This window comes from Nocardia sp. NPDC004573 (assembly GCF_053602135.1).
Genome location: NZ_JBSGDA010000004.1, coordinates 108,967 through 121,408, shown reverse-complemented (window position 1 = coordinate 121,408; position 12,442 = coordinate 108,967). Strand labels below are relative to the sequence as shown.

General features: G+C 65.5%; 13 protein-coding genes and 1 tRNA gene. 8 read left to right on the top strand and 6 right to left on the bottom strand.

Going from position 1 to position 12,442, the window contains the following annotated elements; translation table 11 throughout:
• The 5 genes from add (at position 1) to ACWEKR_RS08145 (ending at position 3,148) form a co-directional block, all read left to right on the top strand.
• Positions 1-1,032 (top strand): adenosine deaminase, encoded by a 1,032-nt coding sequence (gene add / locus ACWEKR_RS08165; protein WP_452353878.1) that lies wholly within the window; start codon positions 1-3, stop codon positions 1,030-1,032.
• The gene (locus ACWEKR_RS08160) at positions 1,025-1,471 is read left to right on the top strand and encodes an NUDIX domain-containing protein (protein ID WP_452353877.1); all 447 of its coding nucleotides are present in this window, start codon (positions 1,025-1,027) and stop codon (positions 1,469-1,471) included. The genes add and ACWEKR_RS08160 overlap by 8 nt, the downstream gene beginning before the upstream one ends.
• Before the next feature lie 14 nt (positions 1,472-1,485).
• Positions 1,486-2,181: a hypothetical protein gene (locus ACWEKR_RS08155; RefSeq protein ID WP_452353876.1), complete on the top strand. Its 696-nt coding sequence runs from the start codon at positions 1,486-1,488 to the stop codon at positions 2,179-2,181.
• A gap of 232 nt (positions 2,182-2,413) precedes the next feature.
• Complete coding sequence (locus tag ACWEKR_RS08150) at positions 2,414-2,599, top strand: hypothetical protein (RefSeq protein ID WP_452353875.1); 186 nt, start codon at positions 2,414-2,416, stop codon at positions 2,597-2,599.
• A gap of 120 nt (positions 2,600-2,719) precedes the next feature.
• A complete protein-coding gene (locus ACWEKR_RS08145) occupies positions 2,720-3,148 on the top strand; it encodes a hypothetical protein (RefSeq protein WP_452353874.1) in 429 nt (142 codons plus the stop codon).
• A gap of 64 nt (positions 3,149-3,212) precedes the next feature.
• Here ACWEKR_RS08145 and ACWEKR_RS08140 read toward each other — a convergent pair whose 3' ends face one another.
• Entirely contained in the window at positions 3,213-4,151 is a 939-nt protein-coding gene (locus ACWEKR_RS08140) for a phosphotransferase (RefSeq protein ID WP_452353873.1), read from the bottom strand.
• A 221-nt stretch (positions 4,152-4,372) separates the two neighbouring features.
• Here ACWEKR_RS08140 and ACWEKR_RS08135 point away from each other — a divergent pair, with 221 nt between their 5' ends.
• Entirely contained in the window at positions 4,373-6,961 is a 2,589-nt protein-coding gene (locus ACWEKR_RS08135) for a GDSL-type esterase/lipase family protein (protein ID WP_452353872.1), read from the top strand.
• Positions 6,877-7,527, top strand: coding sequence for an N-acetyltransferase family protein (locus tag ACWEKR_RS08130; protein WP_452353871.1), 651 nt, complete (start codon positions 6,877-6,879; stop codon positions 7,525-7,527). The genes ACWEKR_RS08135 and ACWEKR_RS08130 overlap by 85 nt, the downstream gene beginning before the upstream one ends.
• A gap of 232 nt (positions 7,528-7,759) precedes the next feature.
• Here the strand turns inward: ACWEKR_RS08130 and ACWEKR_RS08125 are convergent, their stop codons facing one another.
• A complete protein-coding gene (locus ACWEKR_RS08125) occupies positions 7,760-7,999 on the bottom strand; it encodes a hypothetical protein (protein WP_356968329.1) in 240 nt (79 codons plus the stop codon).
• Positions 8,000-8,327: 328 nt separating this feature from the next.
• Between ACWEKR_RS08125 and ACWEKR_RS08120 the strand changes: the two genes are divergently transcribed.
• A protein-coding gene (locus ACWEKR_RS08120) for an IS3 family transposase (RefSeq protein ID WP_452353870.1) occupies positions 8,328-9,592 on the top strand; the annotation gives its coding sequence in 2 pieces (ribosomal slippage) (positions 8,328-8,610 and positions 8,610-9,592; 1,266 coding nt in all).
• On the opposite strand, the gene ACWEKR_RS08115 is transcribed toward ACWEKR_RS08120, so the two are convergent.
• The 4 genes from ACWEKR_RS08115 to ACWEKR_RS08100 all read right to left on the bottom strand — a co-directional run bounded on the left by ACWEKR_RS08115 (position 9,581) and on the right by ACWEKR_RS08100 (position 12,160).
• Entirely contained in the window at positions 9,581-10,399 is an 819-nt protein-coding gene (locus tag ACWEKR_RS08115; RefSeq protein ID WP_452353869.1) for a DUF2637 domain-containing protein, read from the bottom strand. The genes ACWEKR_RS08120 and ACWEKR_RS08115 overlap by 12 nt on opposite strands.
• Positions 10,396-11,478: a tyrosine-type recombinase/integrase gene (locus tag ACWEKR_RS08110; protein ID WP_356968325.1), complete on the bottom strand. Its 1,083-nt coding sequence runs from the start codon at positions 11,476-11,478 to the stop codon at positions 10,396-10,398. The genes ACWEKR_RS08115 and ACWEKR_RS08110 overlap by 4 nt, the downstream gene beginning before the upstream one ends.
• Positions 11,478-11,909, bottom strand: a complete 432-nt coding sequence (locus ACWEKR_RS08105; RefSeq protein WP_452353868.1) for a hypothetical protein — start codon at positions 11,907-11,909, stop codon at positions 11,478-11,480. The genes ACWEKR_RS08110 and ACWEKR_RS08105 overlap by 1 nt, the downstream gene beginning before the upstream one ends.
• Positions 11,910-12,078: 169 nt before the next feature.
• Positions 12,079-12,160 (bottom strand) — tRNA-Leu (locus ACWEKR_RS08100).
• Positions 12,161-12,442 lie beyond the last annotated feature (282 nt).

Here is a 12,442-nt window from a genome sequence, read left to right as displayed (position 1 = left end):
ATGACCGGCACCGTGAAGCGCTCGACGCATCTGGCTATGCTGCCGAAGGCGCACCTGCACGTGCACCTGGAAGGCGCCGCCCGCGCCGCCACCATCGCCGAGTTCGCGAATCGGCACCACCGCCCGCCGCCTGCCGTCGCGGCTTTCAGCGACCTTCCACGGTTCGTGGACTGCTTCCGGCAAGTCACCGATGTGATCGCCACACCCGACGACCTAGTGCGGGTTATCTACGAGTTCGTCGCCGACGAAGCGGCCGAAGGCGTGCGCTACAGCGAACCGATGGTCGGGCCGTGGCTCTACGCCGACCGATTCGGCTGGTCCGTCCCCGACACCTTCGCGTTCATTGACGACGCCTTCCAGCAGGCCGCGCGACGCCACGACGTCGAAGTGCGCTACCTGCTCGGGGTGAATTGGGCACGCCCGCCCGACTGGATCGAACAAGCCGCCCGCTTCGCCGTGGAGCACGCCACCCGCAATGTGGCTGGGCTCGGCCTGGCTGGGCTGGAGCCCACCGACGGATTCGAGCGGTACTCCCGGGCCGCCGCGATCGTCCGCGCACACGGCCTGCTCGTCGTGCCACACCTCGGGGAAACCCAAGGACCACAGTCGATCCGCGCCGCCGTCGCCGCCATGCGACCGCATCGGATCGCGCACGGCGTCCGCGCGGTCGCCGATCCGGGCCTCCTCGACGAACTCGCCGAGCGGCGCATCGTCTGTGACGTGTGCCCGACATCCAACGTGCGCCTCGGCATCATCAGCGAGCTGGCCAGCCACCCGCTGCCAAGGATGCTGCGCCATGGCGTGCCCGTCACACTCAACGCCGACGACCCCATGCTGCTCTCGACCACCCTCACCAGCGAGTACAAGCAAGTCGGCCAAGCCTTCGGGCTCACCGATCATCAGCTGGCAGACCTCGCCGCCGAAGGAGCGTCGACGGCTGGTATGACCGAGACCACACGCACCGCACTGCGGTCGAGCATCCGGCGATGGCTCGCCGACGATCACCCCACCAAGAAAGGACATCATGGATAGCGACGCCACCGAACAGTTCCAGATCCAGGTCACCGCACGCGCCCTGGTCACCAAGGGCGAGGATCTGCTGCTGGTCTCCAACGACGGCCGGATCTGGTACACCCCCGGCGGTCGCCTGCAACCCGGCGAATCGCTGCACGACTGCATCCGCCGCGAAGTCCACGAGGAAACCGGACTCCATGTCGCCGCTGGGGAACTGGTGCACGTCTTCGAGTACTGGGAGGCCAAACACCACCGCCACAAAGTGGAGTGCTACTTCCGCGCTCGCCTGAAATCCGGTGAACTGGACCAAGACTGGGCCGACCTCGACGGCCCGGTGGAACACATGCGGTTCTTCACCCCGGCCGAAGTGCAGGCCGAGGAACACATCTACCCGCAATTCCTGAAGAAGGGCCAGTGGCGTACCGGCAAGGACATCTACATGGGCTTCGAGAAATGAGCACGGCGGATCGGATGCCGCCGCGACGCCGCGTGGTATTTGTCGACTGGTGGGGTGTGCTTTCCCGCGACTTCTACTGGCAGTCCATCTGCGCCGACCCGCATCATCCGCTCCGCGACCAGCTGATGGAATACATCGGTGAGGTGCTGACCGACAACAGCATCCGAGGTGAGGAATGGATGCGTGGCGTCCGGTCGAGCCAGCAGGTGATCGCCGCGATGAACCTTACTCCCACTGCCGGGCTCGGTAAGGACTTCCTGCTTGACAGGCTGATCGAGGACTGCGCAGTCATGTCGGTCAACACCGAACTCACGGCGCTGCTGGCCGAGCTGCGCGCACAAGCATTTATCGTGGTCGCCACCGACAACATCGACTGCTTCGCCGACACCTTCCGGCGCGCCCACCGCGCGGCCGCCCCTTGGTCCGATGCGGCGGCGACGCTGGCCGAGGCCGTCGGGCTGTTCGACGGCCTCATTTGCTCCAGCGACGTCGGCGTCTGCAAAAAGGACGACCCGAAACGGTTCTTCGGCGGGTGGCTCGATGCTCACGGCCTTTCGACCGCCGAGGCCGCGCTCATCGATGACAGAACCACCAACTGTGACGCATTCGGACTCAACGGCGGCACCGCCGTGCGATGGGACACCAGCCGCGACAGCATCGCCGAGCTGCGCCACACGCTGGCGGGGTGGATGGCACATTCGCTCAGCTGACCGAAAGATCCGCCGATAGGCCACTTCCCGGTCTAGCGGTGCCCACACAGCCAGGGACGTGCGCGCACTGGGTTCTGGCACGGTTGGTGCGAGTGAGCGCCCCTGATCGTCTTGGGCCGGGAACCGCCGTCGGCAGGATCGACGCTGGGCGGGCGGGAGGAACGAAGGCGGGAACGCTGCATTGAACGGGACTGCAGACAAATACCAAAAACGGAAGCGAGGAGTCGAGCCCATGAGCATCGATATGGCCGAGCCGCGGCAGATAGGCGATGACATTACAACACCCACCGAAGAGGTTGCGGCACTGATGGGTCTGGTCAATCCGGCAGTGTCGGTACTGATGCAGTCGGCTGACGAGCTGGCGGTGGCACTTGCCAGCGCGGGACGTAGCCACGGCGATCGTCCGGACCGGGGGTGAGGACCGATGTGCATGTTGTGCGATGACGAGCATTGCCTGACGCGATTCTATGCGACTCCACGTCCGAAAGAGTCGAGGATTCTCGGTACCTGGGACGAGGACGAATGTGACGCGCCGACGTTGTCCGATCATCTCGAGGACGCGAAACCGGCCGGTGTCGAGGCACGTGAACTCGACGATGCGGCATGGTTCGTGGGTTTCGACAGATTGAAAACCGATCCGCTGCCGCAGATCCGATGGCGTATCGCCGGACCGCTGGAATTTCCCGAATACTGCTTCGGTGATAGTCCTGGTGTCGTGGTGGGGCCGATCCGCACGGCATGGGAGCTGGCGGCCTTCGCGGAGCGGTTGATGACCGGCCACGAACACGACGACGGCGGCACCATCGCCGAGTGTCTCGCGGGTGCGGTGCCGTTGCGGCAGGAACAACACTGCTGGTTCCTACCGAACTTGCGGGTGGTGGGGCCGTGGCAGGAACGGGTCACTGATGCTGGCGTGGTGTATCGAGTGCGTGAAGATCTTCCGGCACCACCACCGCCCCGGCTGTAACTGGCCACAACGCGGCCCCGCACACCCGCTACGGCGTGGGAGAGTTGTGCGGCCGTGCGTGCGGTTACGGCCATGAGAGTCGTCGGCGCAGCCATTCTCGCGATACGCGCGCCGAACGTGTCTGGTGGTGGCGGAGTTTCGGTGACCGTGGCGGTGCGGGCATGCGGCTGTTGCGCGCCCAGTAGCCGGCCAGCGCAGCGAGGAAGGCATCGACAGCGACCGGATCGGTTGTGCGGGTGGCCGGGTGCGTGGTGAGGATCGGGTCGGGGTCGATTCCGCTGGTGGCTATCGATGGTGCCAGCGAGACGAGTTCGATCCAGGCGGCGCCGCGGCACGGCCAGGCCCAGTCGATCACCGCGACGGTGCCGTTGGGGCCCAGGAGCATGTTATCCGGCCGCAGGTCGGTGTGCAGCAGGGTTGCACCGTCAGCGTGTTCGAGCCAGGTCGATTCCAGCGCGGCGAGCCGGTCGAGATTGCGCAGCGACCAGCTGTCGAGGTCGGCAGGTGGCCCGTGCTCGGCGAACTGCCGCCAGCCATTCAGCTTCGGCCCGTAGCTGTCGGCAATAGTGGGCACCTCGAGGAGGGGACTGGGCGTCAGCGCGTTCGCCAACCGTTCGACAGTGGCGAGCACCGCGTCCAGGTCGCCCGGCTGATCCAGGCGGGGATGGCGGCCGTCGACGTCGTCGAATACCACGGCGAACCACCCGGCGATGTCGATCGTGAACTGGACAGACGGTGTCGGCACTGTGCGGGGTAACCGCGCTGCGGTGCGTGCCTCGGTCTGGTACATCCCGCACAGAGCGTCGTCACGATTGATCACCTTCACGAAAACCCTGCGGCTGTCGGCCAACAGGAGCCGCGCGGCCGTGCCGTGGCTGAACCCACCCGGCTGCGTGACCGCCGACCGTACCCGGGAGCCGAGGCGGCGCTCGATTCCGGCGCGTACCGGCTGCGGCAGCTCGTGCCATTCGATTCGCGTCGCGGTGCCTGCGTTGTCGGCCATGGCACCATCGTGGGATTCGGGCGCCGGTGTCCGCCAGTCATTATTTGAGGCAGGTGTGATGATCGTGTGCGTGGCAGGGCTCGTCGGCGACCCCGACGGTGTCCGCTGGGAATTCGCGCACATCCCGATACCGACCCGTTAAGTCGGTGCAGGGCGGTCGGCGATGACCGGTCACCCGTTCTTGCCTCGACGGGCGCGGATTTCGCGTAGGAAGGGGTGCTATGGCCTCGGCATTCGATCGACACCTGGACGCGTTCCGCAGCTACCAGACCACCCCGTGGGGTCGGCTCCGGTACGAGCAGGTGTACGCCAACCTTGTCCGCCATCTGCCGGCTCGGCCGCTGACAGTGCTCGACGTGGGCGGAGGTAATGGACTCGACGCTGTGCGCTTGGCGGCGCTTGGCCATCACGTGACCATCGTGGATACCTCGTCGGCATCGCTGGCTGAGGCTGTGGGCTTGGCCGAGGCACAGGGCTTCGGAGACCTGATCGACACCCGGGTGGCGGACATATCCGACATGCTCACGGTCGCGGCGCGTGGGTCGATTGACGTGGTGTTGTGCCACAACGTGATGCAATATGTTTCGGATCGAGGTTCCGTCCTCGAGACAATGGTGTCGGTGCTGCGCCGCGGCGGGCTGCTGTCGGTGCTGGCACCGAACCCGTTCAGCGATCCGCTGACTGCTGCGGTGCGGCGCGGAGCGCTCGAGGAAGCGATGCGCCTGCTGAACACCACCAGCCGGGCATCGGTCACCTATCACGCCGAGATCGACGCCGTGTCCGCGGCCGACCTGGCCGCGGAGATGGTCGCGGCCGGTCTGCGGCGTCCGGTCCGGTACGGGGTTCGCGCTGTGTGCGACTTGATCAGCGACGACGGGATCAAGCACGACTCGGAGTTCTTCGCGAAGCTCCTGCAGCTGGAGAACCTGCTGGCCGACCGGCACCCCTACGTCGAGACGGCCCGCTTCTCGCATCTGATTTCGGTCAAACCCGCAGTAGCGGAGCCGGTCGCAGTGACCGAGGTCGGCGGCCGTCGCGTGGCGATGGACCTGGCCGCCTACGAACAGCGGGTGCGTTCGGAGGGCTGCTTCGTGTGCGCCTTTCTGGAAGGCAGGCCTGGCCACGAGCATCACATGGTCTATGACGATGGTGAGCACGTCGCGTTTTTGAACAAGTACCCGACCTTGTTCGGCTACGTTCTCGTGGTGCCGCGCCGCCACGTCGAAGATGTGGTTGCCGACCTTACCCCGCAACAGTACCTTCGACTGCAATCGGCCGTGCACAAAGTGGCACGCGCGGTTGCCGCGGTGACCAGTCCCGAGCGGACCTACTTGATGTCGCTCGGCTCTATGCAAGGCAATGCCCATGTTCACTGGCACGTCGCTCCGCTTCCGGCCAACACGCCCTACGGCCGTCAGCAGCTGCACGCGCTCTATCCTGTCCACGGCATCCTCGACTACACCGAGACCGAAATGGCTGACCTCGCGGCGCGGATTCGTTCGTCGCTGTCGGCCGAGCCTGCGGGCCGGTTGGTGGTCCTTCGCGGCAGCTCCGGCGCCGGCAAGACGACTGTGGCCAGGACATTGCAGCGGCGGTTCGACCGAGCGCGGTGTGTGGTGATTTCGCAGGATGTCGTGCGCCGAGAGTTCCTGCGCGAGAGCGATGTTCCCGACGGACTCAATATCGAGTTGATCGGCGAGATCGCCTCGTTGTGCCTGGCTCGTGGGCTGGTTGTCGTGCTGGAGGGGATCTTCTCGCCGCGCCGTTACGGCGACATGCTGGACCGATTGAGATCCCATGCAGCCGTGTCGCGGTTCTACGCTTTCGACTTGCCGTTCGAAGAGACGTTGCGGCGGCACGCGACCCGCGCCAAGTCGTCGTCGTTCGGTCGCGACGAGATGCGGGACTGGTACAGCGGCTGGGATCCGCTGTACTTCGTCGACGAAGGCCGCCTGGACGCTACCCAAACCTGCGCCGACATCGTCGAGATGATCTTCGCCGACATCACCGCGCCAACCACACCAGCAGCCGGGGCTGGCCCCGACCGATTTCAGGCCGATGAGTGGCCCGCTGCCACGGTGGACGATCAGGATGGCCCCGTCGAATCGTCTCGAACGCTGGTGGTGCGGTGCTGGGGAACCAGCCACACCGAGCACCTCGTGGGTGAGTCACACCGCTTGGTCGACGTCACCGATCTTCCGGCGCCGGGCACGGCGGTAACGGTCGACCGATGGCGAAACGGCGGGTTCATCGAGCGGCTGAGCACCAGCTTGACCGCACGGCTTCCCGATGTCGCCATGGTCTTCCACAATCACGGCCGCGGCGGCGCCACTTCACGCGACCTGCTGGAAGCCATCGAGACCGCCGATGTCGACCAGGACATCGCCGTGTTCGAGTGCGGTACCAACGACGTACTGCGAGGTCACCAGGCCCGCCTCGCCGACAGTGTCGGCCTGCAGGAGTTCACGCGCAACTATCGAGCCGCGCTGGGCCAGCTCACCGCCCGCTCCCGGACTGTTGTCTGTCTGGCCTCGCCACCGGTCGCCGCGCATATCGGCCCGCGGGCAGCGGCAATCAACCGCGACCTGTGCGCTTACAACCTCGCTGCCCGTGACGTGGCGCGAGACGCCGGAGCTGTGTTCGTAGACTGCTGGGGCAAGTTCGTCACAACGGCCGCACTGCTGCATGAGCGCTCCGATAACTGGTCAGCCGCGCAAGTCCGTGGATGGCAGACGGCCTGCACCTGTCGCCCGTCGGGGACGAGATTGTCGCACGCAGCCTCGAGGCCGCCTTGGTCGACCAACACGTGATCCGCCAACTGCTTGCACCGACGAAACCGAACCGACAACGCCACAACACCGACGTGACGGTCCGCCACGGCCGCGTCGAGGACATCCCCGCCTGCGTCCACTTGCACGTCGATGTCGCCGCCGAAGGCAAATGGATCGGACCGGAACCCCCGATAGATGAAGACGACGTCGCAGCCCGTCTGCGCAACCTTGTCTCCACCACCGCAGGGCTGCTCGTTGCCGAGCATTCATCGGCCGGGATCGTGGCCACGGCCACCGCGGCTTTCATGACGCCCGATGTTGCGTCGATCACCATGATGGTCGCCTCCAGCCACAGGGGTGAAGGTATCGGGACCGCATTACTGGAGCGGCTGATTGACTGGTGCGAAAACAACAACGCGCACAAGGTCACCTTGCAGGTCTGGCCGCACAACCTCCCCGCGATCGGCTTGTACCATCGCGCGGGATTCGAGGTCGAAGGCACGCTGCGAGCACACTACCGACGCCGCAACGGTGAACTCTGGGACTCGATCATCATGAGCCGCTTGCTGCCCCGCCGCGACGGCCATGACTCCGCTCGTGCATAGATCGACGCCACGGACGCGGCCACGGCGTGCCGGGGCGGTGGCGGGGTCAACGCCACTGGTTGAGCCCGCATCGTGCCCCTTCGAGGCGACTGGTGGTGCAATGGCGTGTCAGGTCGTGGAGGTGCAGTGGTAGATATGCGAAAGCCGAGGTGCAGCGAACGTCACTCATCGGTGGAGACAGCTGGCTGCCTGTGCGCTGGCGGGCTGCGCTTACTTCTCATTTGCCGCATCCTTACCGACCCATACCCCAGCCCTGCCGATTCATTCGCTCGAAGTAGGCATCGTCTGCGGCCTGGATCTCTTCCTCTGTCAGCACTCTCCGATCGTCCGGCTTGGGGTCGACCTGTTCGAACGTTTCGCGGATCGCTGTGATCCCCGCCGTGACGTGTTCATCTCGGGTAAGTGGACGCATCGCCTTCTCCACTTTCGCGGCAGCATCCTGCTCGGCGGCTGCGGTGGCTTCCAGAATCATCCGCGCGAGTCTGTCTCCCCAGCGGTGCACGTCTCGGGTGAGTCGCCTACCACCCAAGGCGTCATCGACAGCGGCGTGCGCGAACTCGCCCACCCTCTCTGCGACGGATGCGCGCGGAGTGCTGATCGACCAAGCGATTGATGCAGAGGTCCTCCACGCAACTGGCATCTGTACCGGTCGAGCGGCTCGATATTCAACTTTGTCTACCCGGTCCGTCCCCACCTGATTGTGGGATCCGCGGCAGCCGTGGCGGCGTCGTGTGCTCGGAGAGTTGCCGTGAATCGCCCCGGCATGTCCGGAGACTTCATCTCTTGGAGAGGATGGAGTCGTGTCATCGAGGAGGAAGTACCCGGCCGAGCTGCGCGAGCGGGCCGTGCGGATGTTTGTGGAGATTCGTGATCAGCACGGGTCGGAGTGGGCGGCGATGCGGGCGGTCGCCGAGTTGCTGGGTGTAGGGCATCCGGAGACCGTCCGGACGTGGGTGCGTCAAAGTGAGGTCGACACCGGTGCGCGGGCTGGTGTGACGACCGAGGAGTCCGAGGAATTGAAGCGGTTGCGGCGTGAGAACGCAGAACTCAAGCGCGCCAACGCAATTCTGAAAGCGGCGTCAGCTTTCTTCGCGGCCGAGATAGACCGGCCACAGCGCTGATAGTCGGGTTCATCACCGAACACCAGGGCCGCCGCGAGAGCGGCGGCCTGCGGTGGGGCGTCGAGTCTATCTGCGCCGGGCTCACCGAGCTCGGGGTGAAGGTCGCCTCATCAACGTATTACGAACACCGGAACCGCACCGCCACGAAGCAGGAGCTGCGTGAGGAGGAAGTGGCGGTGCAGATCCAGCGTGTGCATCGCGAGAACTACGGCGTGTACGGCGCGAGAAAGGTGTGGCTGCAACTGAACCGGGAGGGCATCCGGGTTGCGCGCTGCACGGTGGAGCGGTTGATGCGTCGGCTCGGGCTGCGAGGTGCGGTGCGCGGCAGGGTCAAACGCACCACGATCCCGGACCCAGCCGCACCGAGGCCAGCGGATCTGGTGCAGCGCAAGTTCGCTCCGGTGGCGCCGAACCGATTATGGGTTGCCGACATTACCTATGTGTCGACGTGGTCGGGGTGGGTATATGTGGCGTTCGTCGTGGACGCCTACGCGCGTCGCATTATCGGCTGGCGCACGTCGACGTCGATGACTGCGGCGTTGGTGCTCGACGCGATAGAGCATGCGATCTGGACTCGTGAGCGCGAGGGATGGGACGTGAAAGATGTTGTGCATCATAATGATCGAGGATCTCAGTATACGTCGATCGCGTTCACCGAACGCCTCGCCGAGGCCGGGATCCAACCCAGCGTAGGCGCGGTTGGATCGAGCTTCGATAACGCCCTCGCCGAAACGATCAACGGCCTCTATAAAACCGAGCTGATCAAGACGCGGGCGCCGTGGCGCACGGTCGACCACGTCGAACTGGCCACTGCCGAATGGGTGGATTGGTTCAACCATCGACGCCTCTACCAGCATTGCGGGGATATGCCACCCGCCGAGATGGAGGCCGCCTACTACGCTCAGAACCTAGCTCAGCAAACCGCCGGGCTGTCACACCAGTAGGTCTCCGGACATGCCGGGGGGATTCACCGCGTCGCTGAGTATTCGGCTGATGGTGGAGCGGCTTTTGTTCAGTTCGGTTGCGATGCGGGTGGTATTCCAGCCGTCGAGGTGATGGTGAGCCAGCGCTTTGGCGACGAGTTCGGGGTCGCGACGCCGAGCTGGATCCCGTGCGCACAGTCGCAGTGCGAGCTGAGAAAACCTGTGGTCCGCGGATCGCAGCGTGAGCGGAAGGGTTTGCCCAGACTCGGTGACCGCAGGCGGTGTCTGCGTGTTCGCCAGACCGTCGGCCAACGGCTCAGCGATCGGCTGCGCTGGATCGGTGGCGTGTGCACGCTGTTCCCCATGAACGGAGTGTGCGAGTGCGAGGAGCGCGACGGTGGATTGGGCCATGGATCCTTCGATGATCAGCGGCCACAACCACGCTTCGCTCTGGGGTACTCCAGCGGTGATCGCCAGGGACCGGAGCGCGGTGAATGACAGCCAGAACGCGCCGGTGGCGATGAGGACGGTCATCGCGGTCGCGACCCACCTGGTGGCGCGGGTCGCGGTGTGCGCACGCGCGAGGACCGTTACCCCGTGGACTGCGGCCAGCAGCGCCAAGGGCGGGATCACCGCGACCGCGGCGGCCACGACCGGCAGGGCCGTGTCGTGCAGCAGGGCTTGGGTGGCGTTGCCGGTGATGCTGACGGTGGCTGCGGCGGCGAGCACGGTCCAGAAGAAGCCGTGCGCACGGGATTTCGGTGTGACCGCCTCGGGATCCGACGTCCGCGCGGTGTCCGTGGACGAGGTGAGAGCGAGGTCGGTCATGAGCGGGTTCCTCCGGTGGCGGGCTGGGCGGCGTGCGGACGGTCCGTCCGGTCGTGGCGGTAGGCGGGGGCGAGTGGATGGGATTCGCCGGTGAGTACAGCGAGTGCTGCGGCGATCTCGTGCAGGTGGGCTTTGACGTAGGTGGCGGTGACTCCGGCGTTCTTGCCGCGGTGTCCGGCGTATGCGCGGGCGACGGCGTAGCTGAAGGTGCGTTCCACCCAGGTGAGGGTGGTGTGGCGCAGCCAGTGCATGCTGACGCCCTGGGCGGCGACCCACGGCAGTTCCTCCCCGACGCGAGCCCAGATGTGGTCGTAGCGGCGGGAAGTGATGGGTTTGCCGTTGCGGTAGCGCAGCAACTGTTCCGAGCGTGGGCTCCCGCGCTCGGCCGCGTGTTCCAGTAAGCCGAGCATCAGGGTCGGTGACACCGGTTGCCACCGGTCGCTGCCGTCCTTCTCCCGTAGGAAGATCAGGCACTGGTCGGGGTCGAGATCGTGCGGACGCAGGGCGAGGGAACCGCTACGGCGGCAGGCGGTTTCGATGTGCAGGCGCAGGACCAGCGCGTCGAGGTCGGGGTCGTCGCCGGTGGTCGCGGCGGCGGTCCAGATCTCGGCCAGCTGATCCGACCCGATCGCGTAGCGGTGTGACGGGCGGCGTGTCGGGCGCGCGATCCGGCGGGCGGGGTTGTCGACGGGCCGGATCCAGCCTGAGTCCTCGGCGAAGCGGTAGACACACCGCAGGGCGCTGACGAAGTTCTCGGCGGCGCCGGTGCCGCCGCGCGAGGCCCGGTTGGTGCGGGCCTCGGCCTGGAGGCGGCGGGCCATGTCCTCGAACTCGGCCTTCTCCGGTTCGTCCAGACGCCGCTCGGCCCAGTGGGTGAGCAGATGGGTGAAATGAGTGTCGTAGGTGCGCAGCGTGCCCGGCGACAGCCGTGCCCGCACCTTCGGAATGACCTCGGCGAAGGTCGGCACCGTGGCGCCGGGGTGGACGAGATCGGCGGGAGAGATCCCCATCTGGGTCAGCAGCAACCGTGCTGCGGCGAGGGTGTCGGCCGTTACCGGCGAGTGGCTGGAGGTCGTCATCAGTGGGCCTCGCTCACCAACGCGAGACTCGGCGAGCACAGTTCGTCGAGCACGGCCGGTGGGTGGATCAGCAGCTGATGGTTGGTGTGGTGCGCGATCAACAGGGCGCGGTCACCGATGTCGAGCCCGATCCGACGGCGCAGCCTGTAGGGGATGCGAAAGTAGCCGCCCTCGGCGAACACGACGTTTGCGTCGGGTGCGGGGCAGGCCAGCAAAGCACCGGCATCGAGACAGGTCAACTCGAGTCGGATCCCGGGCTGCCAGTCGAGGGCGGTGAAGACGGTGCGGTCGACGATTCGTCCGCCGGAGCCGACGGTGCACAGCCCGTACTGGATGTGCCCGTTTCGGGGACGGACCGAGTGGTTCGTGACCTGTGGTCCTGAAGCGAGTTCCTGCAACCGCGACTGCGGCGGGATGACCGGCGCGATCACCGCGGATCGCTTCCGTCAGCAAACATCCGGGAGACGGCACAAGTGACGGAAACTGGCAAAAGCGCCACCAATCGGCGCAGGTCAGAAGGTGAAATCACAGCTCAGGCTCCTGTAATAAAGGGCCCTCGCGCACACTGCACGAATATCTGTCACGAATGACGGAGATCTGTGCGCGAGAGGGGACTTGAACCCCTACGTCCGTGGACACCAGAACCTAAATCTGGCGCGTCTGCCAATTTCGCCACTCGCGCTTGATGGTACGACCGTCCAAACTCTACCGGGCCAATCGGTCATAGCGAAGCATTGGGTTGGCGTGGCGTACTGGCCAGTAACCTCACCTGGGATTATAACGATTTGGCAAATCTCAATATGAGGGGCACTCATGTTTCGTACGCGTTGGTAACCCGATGGACCAGGGGCTTCAAACATGAGGCGGAGTCATGTTTACCTCCATTCTGGTACGTATGTACCGAAATACTCCTAAGTAATGGCCACGCCCGGAGGCAAACGTGAGGATTTCCTCATGATTTTGT

What these genes read in the sequence shown, in the direction of transcription:
- add (WP_452353878.1), top strand. Translation starts at nt 1, where the DNA reads ATGACCGGCACCGTGAAGCGCTCGACGCATCTGGCTATGCTGCCGAAG.
- ACWEKR_RS08160 (WP_452353877.1), top strand. Translation starts at nt 1,025, where the DNA reads ATGGATAGCGACGCCACCGAACAGTTCCAGATCCAGGTCACCGCACGC.
- ACWEKR_RS08155 (WP_452353876.1), top strand. Translation starts at nt 1,486, where the DNA reads ATGCCGCCGCGACGCCGCGTGGTATTTGTCGACTGGTGGGGTGTGCTT.
- ACWEKR_RS08140 (WP_452353873.1), bottom strand. Translation starts at nt 4,151, where the DNA reads ATGGCCGACAACGCAGGCACCGCGACGCGAATCGAATGGCACGAGCTG.
- ACWEKR_RS08135 (WP_452353872.1), top strand. Translation starts at nt 4,373, where the DNA reads ATGGCCTCGGCATTCGATCGACACCTGGACGCGTTCCGCAGCTACCAG.
- ACWEKR_RS08115 (WP_452353869.1), bottom strand. Translation starts at nt 10,399, where the DNA reads ATGACCGACCTCGCTCTCACCTCGTCCACGGACACCGCGCGGACGTCG.
- ACWEKR_RS08125 (WP_356968329.1), bottom strand. Translation starts at nt 7,999, where the DNA reads ATGATTCTGGAAGCCACCGCAGCCGCCGAGCAGGATGCTGCCGCGAAA.
- ACWEKR_RS08150 (WP_452353875.1), top strand. Translation starts at nt 2,414, where the DNA reads ATGAGCATCGATATGGCCGAGCCGCGGCAGATAGGCGATGACATTACA.
- ACWEKR_RS08110 (WP_356968325.1), bottom strand. Translation starts at nt 11,478, where the DNA reads ATGACGACCTCCAGCCACTCGCCGGTAACGGCCGACACCCTCGCCGCA.
- ACWEKR_RS08130 (WP_452353871.1), top strand. Translation starts at nt 6,877, where the DNA reads ATGGCAGACGGCCTGCACCTGTCGCCCGTCGGGGACGAGATTGTCGCA.